This is a genomic window from Streptomyces sp. GbtcB7 (genome assembly GCF_019091445.1).
GTDB lineage: Bacteria > Actinomycetota > Actinomycetes > Streptomycetales > Streptomycetaceae > Streptomyces > Streptomyces mirabilis.
This window is the reverse complement of sequence record NZ_JAGXJM010000004.1, coordinates 348,069-363,570: the sequence shown is the minus strand read 5'-3', so window position 1 is coordinate 363,570 and position 15,502 is coordinate 348,069. Positions and strand designations below refer to the sequence as shown.

General features: G+C 66.2%; 15 protein-coding genes and 1 pseudogene. 6 read left to right on the top strand and 10 right to left on the bottom strand.

The window, feature by feature from the left end; translation table 11 throughout:
* Positions 1 to 58: 58 nt before the first annotated feature.
* On the bottom strand, positions 59 to 1,246 hold the full coding sequence (locus KVT44_RS09445; RefSeq protein ID WP_229889408.1) for a helix-turn-helix domain-containing protein: 1,188 nt from the start codon (positions 1,244 to 1,246) through the stop codon (positions 59 to 61).
* 106 nt (positions 1,247 to 1,352) lie between these two features.
* Positions 1,353 to 1,994: an HAD family hydrolase gene (locus tag KVT44_RS09440; protein ID WP_190173124.1), complete on the bottom strand. Its 642-nt coding sequence runs from the start codon at positions 1,992 to 1,994 to the stop codon at positions 1,353 to 1,355.
* Positions 1,995 to 2,089: 95 nt separating this feature from the next.
* Between KVT44_RS09440 and KVT44_RS57885 the strand changes: the two are divergent.
* Positions 2,090 to 2,219 (top strand): annotated as a pseudogene (locus KVT44_RS57885) (transcriptional regulator); the annotation flags it as partial.
* Positions 2,220 to 2,258: 39 nt separating this feature from the next.
* On the opposite strand, the gene KVT44_RS09435 reads toward KVT44_RS57885, so the two are convergent.
* Positions 2,259 to 2,459, bottom strand: a complete 201-nt coding sequence (locus KVT44_RS09435) for a DUF397 domain-containing protein (RefSeq protein WP_190173125.1) — start codon at positions 2,457 to 2,459, stop codon at positions 2,259 to 2,261.
* Positions 2,459 to 3,304: a helix-turn-helix transcriptional regulator gene (locus KVT44_RS09430; protein ID WP_190173126.1), complete on the bottom strand. Its 846-nt coding sequence runs from the start codon at positions 3,302 to 3,304 to the stop codon at positions 2,459 to 2,461. The genes KVT44_RS09435 and KVT44_RS09430 overlap by 1 nt, the downstream gene beginning before the upstream one ends.
* A gap of 213 nt (positions 3,305 to 3,517) precedes the next feature.
* On the opposite strand from KVT44_RS09430, the gene KVT44_RS09425 reads away from it, so the two are divergent.
* On the top strand, positions 3,518 to 4,183 hold the full coding sequence (locus KVT44_RS09425; RefSeq protein WP_217566681.1) for an ATP-binding protein: 666 nt from the start codon (positions 3,518 to 3,520) through the stop codon (positions 4,181 to 4,183).
* A gap of 39 nt (positions 4,184 to 4,222) precedes the next feature.
* Here the strand turns inward: KVT44_RS09425 and KVT44_RS09420 are convergent, their stop codons facing one another.
* From KVT44_RS09420 to KVT44_RS09400, 5 genes are all read right to left on the bottom strand, one after another.
* Positions 4,223 to 5,167: a hypothetical protein gene (locus KVT44_RS09420; protein WP_217566680.1), complete on the bottom strand. Its 945-nt coding sequence runs from the start codon at positions 5,165 to 5,167 to the stop codon at positions 4,223 to 4,225.
* A 30-nt stretch (positions 5,168 to 5,197) separates the two neighbouring features.
* The gene (locus tag KVT44_RS09415; RefSeq protein ID WP_217566679.1) at positions 5,198 to 6,181 is read right to left on the bottom strand and encodes a hypothetical protein; all 984 of its coding nucleotides are present in this window, start codon (positions 6,179 to 6,181) and stop codon (positions 5,198 to 5,200) included.
* A gap of 44 nt (positions 6,182 to 6,225) precedes the next feature.
* On the bottom strand, positions 6,226 to 9,372 hold the full coding sequence (locus KVT44_RS09410) for a DUF3427 domain-containing protein (RefSeq protein WP_217566678.1): 3,147 nt from the start codon (positions 9,370 to 9,372) through the stop codon (positions 6,226 to 6,228).
* Positions 9,373 to 9,620: 248 nt separating this feature from the next.
* Positions 9,621 to 9,809, bottom strand: a complete 189-nt coding sequence (locus KVT44_RS09405) for a hypothetical protein (protein ID WP_217566677.1) — start codon at positions 9,807 to 9,809, stop codon at positions 9,621 to 9,623.
* A gap of 48 nt (positions 9,810 to 9,857) precedes the next feature.
* On the bottom strand, positions 9,858 to 10,874 hold the full coding sequence (locus tag KVT44_RS09400; RefSeq protein ID WP_099922461.1) for an SEC-C metal-binding domain-containing protein: 1,017 nt from the start codon (positions 10,872 to 10,874) through the stop codon (positions 9,858 to 9,860).
* A gap of 188 nt (positions 10,875 to 11,062) precedes the next feature.
* Here KVT44_RS09400 and KVT44_RS09395 point away from each other — a divergent pair, with 188 nt between their 5' ends.
* Positions 11,063 to 11,902 (top strand): class E sortase, encoded by an 840-nt coding sequence (locus KVT44_RS09395; protein ID WP_217566676.1) that lies wholly within the window; start codon positions 11,063 to 11,065, stop codon positions 11,900 to 11,902.
* A 100-nt stretch (positions 11,903 to 12,002) separates the two neighbouring features.
* Here the strand turns inward: KVT44_RS09395 and KVT44_RS09390 are convergent, their stop codons facing one another.
* Complete coding sequence (locus tag KVT44_RS09390) at positions 12,003 to 13,409, bottom strand: MFS transporter (RefSeq protein ID WP_217566675.1); 1,407 nt, start codon at positions 13,407 to 13,409, stop codon at positions 12,003 to 12,005.
* A gap of 133 nt (positions 13,410 to 13,542) precedes the next feature.
* On the opposite strand from KVT44_RS09390, the gene KVT44_RS09385 reads away from it, so the two are divergent.
* The 3 genes from KVT44_RS09385 (at position 13,543) to KVT44_RS09375 (ending at position 15,357) form a co-directional block, all read left to right on the top strand.
* Positions 13,543 to 14,070: a helix-turn-helix domain-containing protein gene (locus KVT44_RS09385; protein WP_217566674.1), complete on the top strand. Its 528-nt coding sequence runs from the start codon at positions 13,543 to 13,545 to the stop codon at positions 14,068 to 14,070.
* A gap of 76 nt (positions 14,071 to 14,146) precedes the next feature.
* Entirely contained in the window at positions 14,147 to 14,473 is a 327-nt protein-coding gene (locus KVT44_RS09380; protein WP_217566673.1) for a DUF6412 domain-containing protein, read from the top strand.
* Positions 14,474 to 14,649: 176 nt separating this feature from the next.
* Entirely contained in the window at positions 14,650 to 15,357 is a 708-nt protein-coding gene (locus tag KVT44_RS09375) for a membrane protein insertase YidC (RefSeq protein WP_190173136.1), read from the top strand.
* Positions 15,358 to 15,502: the final 145 nt, after the last annotated feature.

Genomic DNA, 15,502 nt, shown 5'->3' with positions numbered 1-15,502 from the left:
GATGGTGGGGGCCTGCAAGGGTCACAAGTACCCCAGCGAGGGGTAGCCGACAGGCAGCTCAGGTGGCAGCGCACCACTCGGCGAAGTTCGTGAGCGTCTCCGAGTCGGCACGCTTCAGCCGCCGTAGCGTGGCGGCGTCTTCACGGACCCACGGGTGCTCCCGCGTGTGCTGCGGGGCGATCCGGCGGGCGACCTTCAAGGACTCGAAAGCATGGTCTGTGAGACCGGACCACAGTTGGGCTCGGGCCAGTTCGATGTAGAAGCCGGAGCGCCGCTCGGCCGGTAGATCGGCGGGTGGCTTCCAATCACGCGCGACGGTGAGAGCACGGCTGACGTGGTCGTCTCCGAGGCTGACGGCAACGGACACCTCGTGGACGCGGACGGAGTCGGGCCCGAACGCCGTGCCGTGGTAGATGGACTCGGATACTTGGTCTGCGAGGGCTCGAGCTTCGTCGAGGTGGGTTTCCGAGGCCGTGGCGTTACGTGCCCGCCCGGCGATGACCGCAGCCCGCATGTGGAGGGCGCCTCTTGCCGCGATGGCAGGCGCCGTGTTCGGGACGGGCGCCGAGTCGATGGCCTGCTCGAGGGCGCGCAGCCCGGAGGCATGGGCGCGCGCGGCGAAGAAGGTCTCTGTTCGTACGTAGGCGACGGATGCGGTGAGCAGCGGATCGTCTGCGTCGGGGCTAGCCCATCGCATCAGTTCGACCAAGCGCGCGGACAGGTCGTGGGCACCGAACTTGAAAGCGACGGCGTCCGCTGCGCGGTAGGCGGTGACCAATAGCGTGGCCAGCCTGTGCCTCTTGTGGGCAGGGACTTCGTGGTAGGCGCGAGCCAGTTCGGCGAGCAGGTCGGGGAGTTCGCGGACGATGCGCGTGTACTGGGCCGCAAGGCGCCAGCGAGCGGCCTCGGCGACGACAGTTTGAAGTTCATCGAGAGGGCGGGTCGGACCGTCGTCCGGGACGTCGTACGTGGCGATCGCTGCGGAGAGCGCGGGCATCGCTTCGTGAACGCGGGTGTGCACAGGGCCGCGGTCGACGCGCAGACGACTTGGATCGATGCCGAGAGCGGCCGCGAGGGCTTCGAGGGTGGCATCACTGGCGCCGCGCTCGTCTCGCTCGATTTTGCGGATGGTGCCGAGTGCGACGCAGGCGGCGTCGGCGAGTTGCTGCTGGGTCATCTTCGGGCGCATGACGCTGCGGTAGTAGGCGATTCGCTTGCCTACCCCACCGTTGGCGTGTACGGGCATACCGGCTCCAGTTCGAGGCGTCTGCTCCGAACCGTACTCGTGCCGAGACGCAGCGTGTTCACGAATGGTCCCGCCCGTCCTGGCTGGTGGGACCGTTTCGTTGCCTTCAACCCGCGATGATCGTGGTGAGCTGAGTGAGGCTGTCGATTTGCCAGTCGGCCGCCGCTCTCAACTTCGGTTCGTCCGCCCACAGATGGCCCCACGGTCCGCGACGGATGTGCGCCGTCCGGAGCCCGGCCGCCTTCGCCGGGAAGACGTCATTGGCCGGGTGATCACCGACATACACCGTCTCCCCCGGCGCGGCTTGAGCCACTTCCAGCACGCGTTCGAAGAACTCTGCGTGCGGCTTTGCCACGCCCCAGTCCCCAGACGTGACGATGAGATCAACGGGCAGGTCGAGATCGCGCAGCAGTTCGCCCGCGCGGGAGGTCTGGTTTCCGGCGATGATGACGCGGATGCCGAGCTTGCGCAGTCCGGACAGGGCGGGACGGACATCGTCGTACAGATCCGTCTCGTCGAGGAACTCACCCCGGCCGGCTGCCTCACGGGCGTGGTACTCGGCCGCCACGTCGATGCCGGGGCGAGCGAGGCGTACGGCGTCTGCGTTGTCGCGGCCTTGAGCGACCACGGCTCCCACGAGGGCGGAGAGGGTGTGGCGGGGGATGTCGAGCCAGTCCGCCCACGAGTGCCAGTAGCGGTCGTCGCGGGTGATGGTCTCGCCGACATCGAGGACGATGGTCTCAATCACCCCGGGAAGCCTACGGCGTCATGCTCTGGCATAAGGAGACCTGAATGCCCTGTCGGTCATAGGGGCAGATCTTGGGGCCACGAACCCGGGCGCCGATGCTTTCGGCAGAGGTGATCACCACCCAGCCCAGCGAGATCGCCCTCTATCTCAGGGCGCTCGAGCGACTGCACACGATGGCCATCTATGGGGGCCGGCGCACAGGCCTTGATCCTGAAAGCTCTTGAAGTATCGGTGTGGTCCAACAACCGTCGAACGTCTCTGTCCTCAGCGCTCCAACAGCCCCGCACCCACGGCTCGTACGAACGCCTGCCAGGCGTGGCTACCTATGACAACGACCGGAGCATGGGGCTTCTTGGAGTCGCGCACGAGGGTGCTGCCATCGCCAGGGGCGCACTCGACGCATTCGGTGCCGCTACCGCCGCTGTAGGAGGACTTGAACCAGTGGGGCGCCAGCGGTACGGGCATCAGGACTCCTTGATTATACGGTGGACGAGTGCTGCGGAGGATTCGAGATCGAGCGCCTGAGCACTGAGGTACTCGAACGCCAACCTATAGCGCCCCAGCTCCTGCGGCTTCTCCATGAAGAGCCCGCCGCCGAGGATGTCTACGTACACCACGTCCAACTCAGGAGAAGGCCCGCGCAAGACCGCGAAGCTGCCAACTGCTGCGGCGTGGGCTCCTGTTGAGAACGGGAGTACCTGCGCAGTGACGTGGGGCAGCTCCGACACGGCCAGGAGATGCTGAAGCTGCTCCTGCATGACCTTGCGTCCGCCGACACTGCGACGAATCGCAGCCTCGTCGATCACGCACCAGATGTGTGGCGGTTCATCGCGCTGAAGGAGTTCTTGTCGCTTCATGCGGATGTCGACCATGTGCTGCACCTCCCTATCTGGACACTGCATCTCCGAGGCGCGGTGTACAGCCTCGGCGTAGGCGCGGGTCTGGAGGAGACCAGGGATGTACATGCAGGCATAGTGGTCTTCGCGTACCACCTCGTCCTCAAGCGTCAGCATGAGATTCATGGACTCGGGGATGGGGTCGGCGAGCGACCTCCACCAGCCTTGGATCTTGGCGCCCTTCGCGAGTTCGACGAGCGCGAGACGTTCTTTATCTGACGTGCCGTACTCACGACACAGGGCGTCAACAGCGGGCCACTTGACTGATCCTTCCTTCGTTTCATAGCGACTGAGCGTCGCCTTTGAGATGCCTACGCGTGCGCCCGCTTCCTCCAGGGTCAGGCCCTTGCGTTCACGGAGGCGGCGCAAATCGGCGCCGAGTTGGCGTCTGCGAGTGGTGGGCCCAACTGCCATATCCCGCACCTTTCGTGTTGATCTATCAGATCGTGCTGCCTGCCCGAGCGTGACAGCAAGACAGCGTGCGCCGGGGCGCGTGAAGCGTGGCCGCGCTCCTGGTCGCTCCCCTCATTTGCGGGATGAGAGTTCCATTTTGAGAGTTCCAATGCAACTCTCAGTGTGTAGTCGACTGCACAACGCAACTCGACGCGTAAGGAGAGGACTTGAGGCATGGACTGTGCGGGTTGTGTGCCGAGGAAGCCGTGGGACATCCCCTTCGTAGCGGAACCGAGGGAGGTGTCAGCTCTGCGTCGCATCATGCGGCTTCACCTGGGGCTTTGGGGCTTGCGCGAGATCAGTGAGGCGGCGCAACTGTGTGTCTCCGAGCTGGTTTCCAACGTCATCACGCACGTGGGTGCCGGCACCCCGACCACGCTCGCCGTCTCCATGAACGGCACCTACCTGCGCATCGAGGTCCAGGACCCCGACACTCGTGCCCTGCCAACCCTCATCCAGGCGGGAGCCGACTCCGAAGGCGGACGGGGCATGGCTCTCGTCGACGCCACTGCCGACCGCTGGGGCGTGCAACTCCACCCCGACCGAAAGGTCACCTGGTGCGAGCTGTCCACCGGCCTGAACTCGCCCAATGGCCACAGTGGGGGAACGCCTGTGGCAAGAGCGGGGGCGATGCTAGGGCTCTACGGGGCAGAGAATTTGCCCGGCAACTTGGGCCCAAGCACGCTGAGTGTGGCTGTAGCGCAGGAGGCGGCGATCAACGTCATCGCTGATCTCCTCCACTGGCTTCAGGCGCACGGCCGCGACGTGGATGAGGCGCTGGATCGCGCCCAGATGCACTTCGAGGCGGACGTTGTAGGGGCTGAGGACTCGTTGGCATGAGTGATCCGGGCGGGGAGCCCATGAGGCGTGATGGCGTTCTTACCTGCTCGGTAGGGCGAAGTACGGTTGGGGCCACTCCACTGACCCGTCTCTGTCGGACTGGGTCACGTGTTGCATGAGAAGTGCTGTGGGGCTTTGAAGGTCTACCTTTATGGCGGGCTCGGCAGCTCCAGGCGGCGTGGAGGTGTAGTCGATGCTGAGTAGTCGGCATATGTGCTCAAACTCTTTGTTCTCGTTATGTTCGCCGAGCCTTCCGTGGAGGTAATCGCGAAGTCGAGAGCAGACGTCGATTATGGCGTTTCCGCTATCGCTGATCCGATAGATGCCGCCCTGGAGGCTGTCGCTTTCTAGGAATCCTATGACGAAAAGTCGTTGAACCTCTTCCTTGAGGATTGGCGTGCTGAATCCAAGCCTCTTGGAAGTTTCAGATAGGCTCCGGAATCCGTGCCTTTTGATGTGTGAAAGGATCGAGAGCGGATAGCCTGGGCGGCCAGAAGCTGCGAAGCGAGAAACGTCCTGAGGGGTAAGCCCGCCTAGAGCCACCTGCATCAGCAGGTCCTTCGTCATCTCTTCCTTCAGATTTCGGTAGGCTGACTGTCTCGCCTTCTCGTCATCTGCGTCAAAGTCATCTGGAACCCAAAATATGCGCAAGCGGGAAAGTCTATCGCGCATTGGAGTGTCGCGGTACGAGCCGGCTACCTCGGCCACTCGCACCTTGTTCTGCATCGAATGGCGTGCTATGTATACCGCGGCGGAAATATCTCGCTCGGTGAGCAGTGTTCTTATGTCTTTGTCTATCCCATCCCTGTCGTGCTTCCAGAGGGTTTGCCCAGAAACTATCTTCGACCAGTCTTTCTTGAGGTCGCATGAGAAATCAAAAAGCTTTCGGCTTCCCTCTTGGTAAGTGAAGAGTCCAGACCTGGAAGTGCTCTCCATTATTCGGAGAGCAGCATCTGACAAGAACTCGTGCTCTGGTGACGGCATCTTGGCTCCCAGGGGCTGGTGAGTTGATGGCTACACGAAAGGGAAAAGGATGTAATTCTTTTCGTCTTGGTAGATCACGCTGATGCCTTCTCTGTGTAGGAGGTCATGAAGGTCTCTGTGGGGCTTCTCGGGAAGCAGTACTGTCAGCTTCGGGTTCGCCGGCTCGATGTGCCTTACATAGTCCTTGAGTTGGCCAATGGCCATGCGAATCTCGTCGCGGCTGCTAGCACCCTTCACGGAGTACAGCACGTGATCGGTGGCGTCGTAGAGGTCGGTCTTCAGAGTGATTGTCGTTCCGGCAATCTTGATTTGAAAGGCGCCGACCTCGTGCTGCTGTTCCTCAAGGTGCCTGATGTATTCGTCCAGCAACCTCGATTTGCGGAGGTCGGCAATGGTGCTTGGTTGAGCGGAGCGCCTACTCTCCCGTGCTCGCTTTTTCGGCGGTTCGGCAATCGAGCTTGCGGTAATGGCTACTGATACGCGTTGAGCTCGAGTCTTCTCTGCGGGTTCGATTGCGTCCGCCGGGATATGCTGAACATTTCCCTTTGGTCGCATTCTGAAGACTATTATGCGCCGACGCTTTCCGGCCGGATCATCAGCTTCGCGGATGGTGTACGGCTGTTTCGTATCTAGCTCGAATTCGCCGAGGTAGCGCTGCAACTTTGCGTCGGATTTCGATCCGGGGATCTTTCCCGCTGCGATGAAGAGACGCAGTTTTCTGCCATCATCGACGTGCTGCAAGATGGCGTTGTTGCGGGATCCGGCCTGTCCTAAGAAGGTTTGGTCTCCGTAGCGCCCCCTGCCCGTGTACTCGAACACGGGCCCTTGATCGTCTTCTTCCTCGAGCCAGCCGTCCTGGTAGCCGTACTCTTCGCCGCTCTCGTGGTCTATGTAGATCAGTATGTTTGGTGTGGTTGTGGACGGAACTATCCCTTCGCGATCCCCTCCACCGAAGAGCTTCTGCATCTTGGCGCGCGTCGTGAGTTGCCCAGGCCTGATCGAAGAATCGTTCATGCCTTGACGTTAGCGGATGGCACTGACATCGGGCCTCTGGGTAATCAGCCCGCTGCGATGGCTGAATACGTCCACACGTCGGCCGGAAGCTCATGCTTCAGCCGCCACGTGATCGCCATCGGCTTACTGCCGGTGTGTTCCACATACGTCGCTGGGCCCAGGAGCATCCAGGGCTGAGACTTGCCGATGTCGGTGCTCTTGTAGCGGCGCATGAACAGCAAGATGTGGCTGCCGCGTTCTGCGTGCTGCTGGTATCGCAGGCCTGTGGGGGAGTTCTCTGCCGTTGCGTTCTGCGATTCCCAGTGGAAGAGCGTGGGGCTCAGGGCGTAGTCCTTATAGCGGATGGTGGGGGAGAAGTCCTTCTCGTTCTTCTCCAGCGTGATCAGCAAGGCGTCGCTCTGGATCTCGTCGACCCATTGCACACCCTGGGCGAAGGACCTGGGCATCTGGCCGCCGAAGCGGGCAACGCCGAGCGCGGCCAGGATCTCGGAGCGGTTATAGGCACTGTGTACCTTGAGCGGGATGTGCCGATGGTGGCCCGCCAGGGGGATCGGGAAGTGGTCCGACTGCTCAATGACGTACGACAGCACCTGTCGCAGCTCGTCGCGGAACACCTCCTGGGAGCGCAGCGATTCGAGGCCCTGCTGGAAGCTGGTGAACCCTCCGGCGTTGTCCCACAGGTTGAAGAAGAGCATGCGGGCGTACACCTGGTCGGTGGGAGCCAGATGCTCGTACGCGGGGGTGTCATCAGCGAGCAGCCGAAGGTAGGTGTTGGCGCGCTCGGGGTCGTCGACGTGCAAGAACGCGTGGATGCGTTTGAGAAGTGTCGCTTCCCCCGATGGAGCTGGGGTTTCGACCAGGTCCGCTTTACGGAGGACCGTTGTCCAGGAGTTGTCGCTCTTGTAGAGCTCCTTGATTTCCCGGCGGCTCTCGCGGAGGTAGTCCGCGAGCAACGGTGCGCTGTACGCCTTGACCTCGGTCACCAAGGTCTTGATGGTGGCGCCCAGTTGGGTGCGGATGTTGTCGAGGACGAGTTCCTTGGACTTGCCCTCCAGGATGATCTGGCAGCCGGAGGGCAGTTGCGGGAAGTCATGCTCGATGCTGTCGACCAGTCGGTTCCGGGTGAGATTCGTCAGGGCGCGGAACTGTTCTTCGAAGCGGAACTCCGCCCGGTGCTGGCCAATGAAGTCGAGGACGGTGAGGACAGGCTTGCTCGCGGTCCGGCGCAGACCCCGGCCCAGCTGCTGGAGAAAGATCGTGGCGCTGCTTGTGGGGCGAAGGAGCAGGAGGGTGTCGACGTCGGGGATATCGAGGCCCTCGTTGAACAGGTCCACGGAGAAGATCACTTGAAGCTTGCCGTCGCGTAGGTCGGCAAGGGCGTGCGCGCGGACGCCGGCGGGCGAGTCGCTGTCGAGTGCAACGGCCTGGAAGCCGGCCTCGCGGAAGAAGTCGGCCATGAAGTGCGCGTGCGCCTTGGTCACGCAGAAACCCAGGGCGCGCATGGCGGCCGGGTGGGAGATCTTGTCCCGGATCTGTTTGACCACAATCCGGGCCCGGGCGTGGTTGCCGGTGTAGAGGTTGCCGAGTTCGTCCTGGTCGTATGCGCCGGTCGTCCAACCCAGGTTGGTCAGATCCGTACCGTCCGGGAGACCGAAGTAGTGGAAGGGGCACAGCAGATCGTTTTCGAGAGCCTCCCAGAGCCGCATCTCGGCAGCGATGCGTCCGTCGAAGAACTCGTCCTGCACATTGCGCCCGTCCATCCGCTCAGGAGTGGCGGTGAGACCCAGCAGCTCGGTCGGTTGGAAATGGTCGATGACCCGCCGGTACGTGTTCGCGGTGGCGTGGTGGAACTCGTCGATGACGATGACGTCGAACTGAGCGGGATCGAGCTGCTCCAGTCGCTGGATGTTGAGGGACTGGACGCTGGCGAAGACATGCTTCCACTCGCGCGGATTCTGACCACCGTGGAGCAACTCGCCGAAGGATGCGTCGTCGAGCACCTCGCGATAGGTGCGCAGGGACTGCTTCAGAATCTCCTTGCGGTGGGCGACGAAGAGCAACCGTGGGAGTTCACCGCCGCGCTGGTCGCGCAGACTGCGGTAGTCCAGAGCGGCCATGACGGTCTTGCCTGTTCCGGTCGCCGCGACGAGGAGGTTGTGGTGTCGGTCGCGGATCTCGCGCTCGACCCGGAGCCGCTCCAACATGTCTCGCTGGTGCGGGAACGGGTGAACTTCGAGCCCAGAGAGGTTGATCTTCAGATCGTCCGGGGAGCCGGTGCCACCGGCCTGAGCCAGCGCCTCGGCGAGCCGTTCGCCGTCGCGGTTGGGGTCGTACGTCTCGAAGGCGGCGTCGCTCCAGTAGGCGTCGAAGGTCGCCTCGAACTTGTCGAGCACTTGGGGAGTGGCGACCGACGACAGCCGTACGTTCCACTCCAGACCGTCGAGCAGCGCGGCCTTGGACAGGTTGGAGCTGCCAACGTACGCGGTGTCGAAACCGCTGTTGCGCCTGAATAGCCACGCCTTTGCATGCAGGCGCGTCGACCGGATCTCGTAGTTGACCTTCACCTCGGCGCCGAAGTCACGGACCAGGCGATCCAGGGCGTGCCGATCGGTGGCACCGATGTACGTGGTGGTGATGACACGGATCGGGACTCCGCGCTCTTTGGCCGCGCGGAGAGAGTCTTCAAGGACCCGTATGCCGTACCACTTCACGAACGCGCACAGCAGGTCGATGCGGTCCGCGGTGGCCAGCTCGGCCCTCAACTCCGCACCCAGGCTGGGATCGTCTGAGGAGTTGGTGATCAGAGCGGTTTCGGAGAGGGGCGTGAGAGGCCGCACCGCGTACACACCGGGTGCCTCCTGCTCGGCGAGCGCCAGCAGCTGTCGAGGGCCATCGGCGATGACACCGACGGCCTCGTCCACATCAGGGTCAGGTGCGTGGGCGGCCAGCGACTGCATGATCTGGTTGGCGGCGGCGACCCGCTGGGCGGGCGGCAGTTGGCCCAGTCTGCGTCCTACTGCCTCGCTGATGTGGCGGGCCAGTACGTGCGGCGAGGACTCGGCGCTGACCTCCGCGTCGATGGTCTTCCAGCCCGCGGCTTCGAGCTGCTCCATCTGATCGTGCAGGCCGCGCGTGACGAGTTTCTCGTAGACGCCCGCGACCGGCTGCGTCAGGTCCCCCGATTCCGCCACCAAAGCCCCCTCGATCGCTCACGCTGAGTCGACTCTGTTCTAACAGCAGCCACCGACAATCGAAGGCAATACGCCGAAAAGTGATCGTCTTCGAGCCGGCCACGGAACCGAGAGGCCACTTCAGAAGGAACGGGGTTACTCGTCGGGATCCGCCTCCAGACACACCAGCTCGATGTCGTCCAGGAGGGCGTCATACGTTCGCCCGGTCGGTTGGACATGCAGCTCGATCTCGACCGCCACCCATCCCGTCAAGCGATGAGGAGGACCCGTCGGCCACCGGTCCCGTATCCCTCCAGTAGTCGGTCGGCGACTCTCAGAGCCTCCGCCGGGACCCGTTCCGCCGGTTCGAGACCGACGACTTTGCGCAGCCTGTCGATCGTGACCTGTGAGATGTCCGGGGTGATCGCCCTCAGCCGCCGGTCCGCGTCCCTATCCACGGGGCCTCCGTTGCTACGTGCGTGGTTTCTCGGCACAAACCTGCCGGGTCACTGGACTTCGCCGTGACACTCCCCATACCCCCGCCCCGACCCACACCAGCACTCGACCCCCCGCTGCGGCGGCCAAGCCACCGCCAGCCCTCGTGCCGCCAGCGTCGTCGCGTACTGCGGGAGCAGGGTCGCGTCCGACGGGGAGGAGGCCTCCGAGGCGGCGAAGGCCTCGTAGGACGGGACGGTTCCCGTGACGATGCCGAGGTTCGGGGTGCCGGAAGTCGCCAGTTCCCGGAGCGAGGCCTCTATGGTCGCGAGGTGTTCCTCGTGGGACGGGTACTCCGAGGTGAGGGTGGGGTACGCCGTCAGGAGTTCCGTCAGTTCGGTGGTCGGCCAGTGCAGGATCGCCACCGGGAACGGGCGGGAAAGTGCCTCCCTGAACGTGCCCAGCTCCGCCCGCAGGCGGGAGATCTCCGCCTGGAGTTCGGCGGGGTTGTCCGAGCCGAGGGACCAGACGCGCTTCGGGTCGTGGAGTTCGTCGAGGGAGACCGGGGACGAGTGGAGGGTGTCGGCCAGGGCGTCCCAGTCGTCGTGGGCCGCGCCCAGCATGCGGCGGACGCGGTGGCGGCCGAAGAGGAGCGGGTGGGTGGCGTACGGGGGCTCCGACGTCTCCGTGAGGAGGAGCTGCGCGGCCTGGGTGAACGTCTCCTGCGCCGCTTCCAGCTCGTCGTGGGACTCCAGGGCCTCGGCCACGATCACCCAGGGGGCCGGGTCCCGGGGAGACGCGGCGCGGATGCCGTCGATGATCGCCCGGGCCTCGGCCTCGTGGCCGTACTCCCACAGGTTCGACGCCTTGAGGGCGCGGACCAGGTGGGGGTGCTCCAGGGGGGTCGAGGACGACAGCAGGCGGTCGTAGAGCGCGGTGGCTCCGGGGCGGTCGCCGGCCAGTTCGAGGTGGGCCGCGGCCTGCACGAGCAGGTGTTCGGCGTCCTCGGGGTAGAGGCCTGCGGTCCGCTCCAGGCGCGCTGCTTCGGCGTTGTGGTCGACGTGCTCGGCAGACGTGTCGGGGCGCATGGGGGACACCGTACTGCCGATGCCGTTCGAGGGAGAGATACCTGCAGGCCAGAGGGCGGGATCTCTTCGTTGCCCTTGGGTGCCGAAGAACGGTTCGGGCGGTCATGGGGCTGGTGAGTTCGGGTCGCAGCCCTTATCTTGCGGGCCCGGTCAAGGAGGCGAGGCAGTCGAGGAGACGAGGCATCGGTATGCGGGCTCCCGGCATCGTGCGGCGCGGCCTCGGGGCTCCCGGCGTCGTGGATCACGGCACTCGGCGGCGGCGGGCCGCGTACCGGCGGGTGGTGTGGGGCGGGGGCGAGGTTCTCGTCACCGTCGGCCTCCTTCTCCTGCTTCTCGTCGTGCATCAGCTCTGGTGGACCAATCGGCAGGCCCGGGAGGGCGCCGAGAGGAAGGTCCAGGCGTTGGAGAAGGAGTGGGGGAGCGGGGAGGAGGAGGGGAAGGGCGAGGGGCAGGAGCAGGGGGCGGGGGTGCCGGGTGCGGGGAGTGGTTCGGGCGGCCCGGCGGGGGGTGGCGCGTCCTCCGGTGGTGGTTCCGGGGCGTCCACCGGGAGTGGGCGGGCTCAGGGAACGCCCCGGTCGTCCCAGGCGTACGCCGTGCTCTCCATTCCCCGGCTCGGTCTTCGTGTGCCGGTCGCGGAGGGGGTCGGCAAGCGGGATGTCCTCAACAAGGGGTACGTCGGGCACTACCCGCACACCCAACAGGCCGGGCAGGCAGGGAACTTCGCGCTCGCGGGGCATCGGAACACTCATGGGGAGCCGTTCCGGTACATCAACCGGCTGCGGCGGGGGGACGAGATCGATGTCGAGACGGCGGCGGGGCGCTACGTCTACGTCGTCGACAAGACGCTTCCGCAGACCTCCGCGAATGACGGAGGGGTCATTCGGGAGGTGCCGCGCAGTACCGTTCGGCCCGCCTACGGGTACAGCGCGCCGGGGTACTACATCACCCTCACCACCTGCACGCCCGAGTACACCTCCCGGTATCGGCTCGTGGTGTGGGGGAAGTTGACCTCCATGCGCCCGCGTTGACGACGATCAGCGTCCCGTGCGGGGAACGCCCCCCCGTCAGGGAACGCCCCCGCCCGGGGATCCGTCCCCTCCGAGGGAACGCCCCCCCACCCGGCCGGCGTCAGACCCGGTCCCGAAGGGCCAGCACGCTCGCGCCCGCCACCAACGCCAGCCCCGCCGAGACCGCGATCGCGATGTCCGCGCCGTGCGCGAGCCCGCCCGTGGAGGTGACGATCGCGATGGTCAGGGCCACGCCGGCGCACGAGCCGATGTAGCGGAACGTCTGCTGCGCGCCCGAGCCCATCGCGGCGCGGCTCGCGGGGACGGACTCGACCGCGACGAGCGGCAGCGCGGCGTTGAGGAGCCCGCTGCCGACGCCGGAGACGAGGAAGCCGGGCAGCAGGCGGGTCCATGAACCGGCGTCGAGCGCGCCGAGCATCGTAAGGACGCCGACCGCGTGCAGCGCGAAGCCGAGGGCGAGTTGGTGGCGCGGGGAGACCCGGCCCGCGAGGCGCCGCGCCTGCAGGGCGACGCCGAAGGACAGCCCGGACCAGAGCAGGAACAGCCACGCCGTGTCCAGCGCGGACAGGCCCAGGGTCTGCTGGAGCAGCGCCGGCAGGAAACTGAACAGGCCGATCACCGCGAGGCCGGTGAACAGACCGCTCGCGGAGGAGGCGAGGAAGCGGCGGTGGCGGAGCAGGGAGAGGTCGATCATGGGCGTACGGGTTCGGTGTTCGACGAACGCGAACGCCGTCGTCAGGACGACGAACGCCGTCAGCAGGAGGCCCACCGACGGGCGCAGCCAGCCGTCCCGGCCCAGGGTGAGCGCGGCCACCAGGGCGACCAGCGCCAGGCCGAAGGTGAAGGCGCCGGCCAGGTCGGGGCGGCCGCCTCGGGAGGCCCGGGACTCGGTGAGGGCGCGGGTGCCCAGCAGGGCGACCAGGAGCGCGGCGGCGCCCAGGACGGCGTACGCGATCCGCCAGTTCAGGGTCTGGGCGATCGCGCCGGCGAGCAGCGGGCCCAGGGCTATGCCACCGCTGACGAACGCGCCCCACACGCCGGTGGCGTGCAGCCTGCCGCGGGCGGTCGGGAAGGCGTGGACGAGCAGGCCCAGGCTGCTGGCGAGGATCGCGGCGCTCGCCGCGCCCTGCGCGACGCGGGCCAGCGTGAACAGCCAGGTGGAGGTCGCGAGCGCGCCGAGCGCGGTGGTGATGCCGAGGGCGACGGTGCCGGAGAGGAAGATCCGGCGGCGGCCGTAGTCGTCGGCGAGGCTGCCCGCGACCAGGAGCAGCGCGGCGAGGCCCAGCGGGGTGCCGTTGAGCAGCCAGGCCTGGGCGGAGACGGGGGTGTGCAGCGCGGCGGCGGTGTCGGGGAGCGTGACCATCGGCGCGGTGTACGTCATCAGGGCCACGGCGGTGGCGGCGCTGGTGACGGCGAGGGTTGCGGTCGCCCGCGGGGGTGTCTCGAGGGGTGTGCCGGGGTGTGCCGAGGACGCCTTCGCGGTGGTGGCGTGATCGAGCTGGGACATGGTCTGCCCTTCGGGCTCCGGAGCGGATCAGTGGAAGGGTAGGTTCAGTCAATGAACCAGCCCCGTGGGTCGACCGTAGCACCTTAGGTTCGTTCACTGAACCGACATGTCGAAAAGTGGCTACAGTGGGGTCATGGCTCTCGGCAAGGACTACGCGACGCAGGAGTGCTCGATCGCCCGCGCGCTCGAGATCGTCGGCGAGCGGTGGACGCTCCTCGTCGTGCGCGACGCGCTCTACGGCGTACGGCGCTACAACGACTTCCTCGTCCACCTCGGCATCCCGCGCGCCGTCCTCGCGTCCCGCCTCCAGGCGCTGACTGCCGAGGGCATCCTCGAGAAGCGCCGCTACCAGGAGTCGCCGCCGCGCGACGAGTACGTCGTCACCGACCGCGGCATCGCCCTGTGGCCGACCCTGCGCTCGCTCGGGCGGTGGGGCCGCGAGCACCTCGGCGAGGCGCAGCTGCGCTGGTTCCGGCACGCGACCTGCGGTACGGAGCTCGGCCTGTACGGCGAATGTGCCACGTGTGGAACCGTCGTACCCGTTTCGGACGTCGAAATGGTGCCGGGACCCGGACTCGATCCGGACCCGGCGGATCCGGTCAGCCGGGCGCTGCTCAAGCCGAAGCGGCTGCTGGAGCCGATCGACACCGGTCACGCATAAGACCGACACCGGTCACGCGTAAGCGGGTACGGGGGACGTGAGCCCGCGTACGAGAGGGCGAGAGGAGGGGTGGTCCGTGGTCCGGAGCTCGGCGAACGCGCGAAATCTGCGCCCTGTCGCCCTTCTGTTCGTGCTGCTCCTCGAACTCGCCGTGCTGGACGCCGGCAGCCTCCCGGCAGCCGTCGCCGTCGCGTTCACCGCGACCGCCGCGGCCGGGGCCGCGCTCGCCGTCTGCGCCCTCATCGGCTCGCGCCGCGCGTCCGCCGTCCCGCGTACGCGGGTTCGTACGGCGATCCGCGACCGTGAGCACCGTACGGCGTTCCTGCCTCAACGTGATCCCGACGCCTCGGGGCGCCCGCGCCCCCGAGCGCCCGGGCGGGCCCTCCTGACGGCCGCCGCATAGGGATCCCCACAGGAACTCGCCAGTCGTACACCCCCTGTCTGCGTACCCCGCGCGGGTCGTCATGCCGACGCGTCATTTCTCATTCCGGCACGACGAGACCTCCGGAGGGCTCATCCATGTCCACCTCCATGTCCACCTCCATGTCCGCCTCCATGTTCGCTTTCACGCCCACACCCATGTCCGCTTTCGCCGGGCTGGTCGAGCGGCTCGCCGATCTGCTCGAACCGCTGTTCCACGCTTCCGCTGCCGCCGCCGCGATCGTCCTGTTCACCGCGCTCGTACGACTGCTCGTGCATCCCCTGTCCCGGGCGGCGGCGCGTGGACAGCGGGCGCGTGCCGCGTTGCAGCCGCGGATCGCCGAGCTGCGCAAGAAGTATCGGAAGGATCCCGAGAGGATGCGGAAGGCGGTGCTGGAACTGCACGAGAAGGAGAAGGTGTCGCCGCTGTCCGGGATTCTGCCCGGGCTCCTTCAGCTGCCGGCCTTCTTTCTTCTCTATCACCTGTTTTCCAGTTCCACCGTCGGTGGTGAGGCCAACGAGCTGCTGAGCCACCAGTTGTTCGCCGCGCCGCTCGGCGGGCGGTGGCTGGACGTGCTCGGGGGCGGTGGGGTGTTCGGTGCCGCCGGGCTCGTCTACCTCGCTCTGTTCGTGGTTGTCGGCGCGGTGGCTGTCTTCAACTACCGGCGTACGAAGCGGACGATGGTCGCCTCGGCGCCTGCGGCCGACGGGGCGGAGGTGCCCGGCCTCGGTGCGGTGAGTGCGTTTGTGCCGTTCCTGTCCTTCTTCACACTCGTCACCGTGGCGGTGGTGCCGCTGGCCGCCGCGTTGTACGTGGTGACCAGTACGGCCTGGAGTGCCGTGGAGCGGGCGGTCCTGTATCCCTGAGGGTGTGGCGGCATCCCTGAGGGTGTGGCGGCGGTCCAGTCCGTGAACGGGGTATTGCGGAGTGGACGTGCAGCTTGGAGGATCGACCAGTCCTCCGATGGCTGCACCCGTCGGTGGCTGCCCGCGATCGAGGGAGACTGTGATC

What these genes read in the sequence shown, in the direction of transcription:
- KVT44_RS09445 (WP_229889408.1), bottom strand. Translation starts at nt 1,246, where the DNA reads ATGCCCGTACACGCCAACGGTGGGGTAGGCAAGCGAATCGCCTACTAC.
- KVT44_RS09435 (WP_190173125.1), bottom strand. Translation starts at nt 2,459, where the DNA reads ATGCCCGTACCGCTGGCGCCCCACTGGTTCAAGTCCTCCTACAGCGGC.
- KVT44_RS09430 (WP_190173126.1), bottom strand. Translation starts at nt 3,304, where the DNA reads ATGGCAGTTGGGCCCACCACTCGCAGACGCCAACTCGGCGCCGATTTG.
- KVT44_RS09425 (WP_217566681.1), top strand. Translation starts at nt 3,518, where the DNA reads ATGGACTGTGCGGGTTGTGTGCCGAGGAAGCCGTGGGACATCCCCTTC.
- KVT44_RS09420 (WP_217566680.1), bottom strand. Translation starts at nt 5,167, where the DNA reads ATGCCGTCACCAGAGCACGAGTTCTTGTCAGATGCTGCTCTCCGAATA.
- KVT44_RS09415 (WP_217566679.1), bottom strand. Translation starts at nt 6,181, where the DNA reads ATGAACGATTCTTCGATCAGGCCTGGGCAACTCACGACGCGCGCCAAG.
- KVT44_RS09400 (WP_099922461.1), bottom strand. Translation starts at nt 10,874, where the DNA reads ATGCGCCCCGACACGTCTGCCGAGCACGTCGACCACAACGCCGAAGCA.
- KVT44_RS09395 (WP_217566676.1), top strand. Translation starts at nt 11,063, where the DNA reads ATGCGGGCTCCCGGCATCGTGCGGCGCGGCCTCGGGGCTCCCGGCGTC.
- KVT44_RS09390 (WP_217566675.1), bottom strand. Translation starts at nt 13,409, where the DNA reads ATGTCCCAGCTCGATCACGCCACCACCGCGAAGGCGTCCTCGGCACAC.
- KVT44_RS09385 (WP_217566674.1), top strand. Translation starts at nt 13,543, where the DNA reads ATGGCTCTCGGCAAGGACTACGCGACGCAGGAGTGCTCGATCGCCCGC.
- KVT44_RS09375 (WP_190173136.1), top strand. Translation starts at nt 14,650, where the DNA reads ATGTCCGCTTTCGCCGGGCTGGTCGAGCGGCTCGCCGATCTGCTCGAA.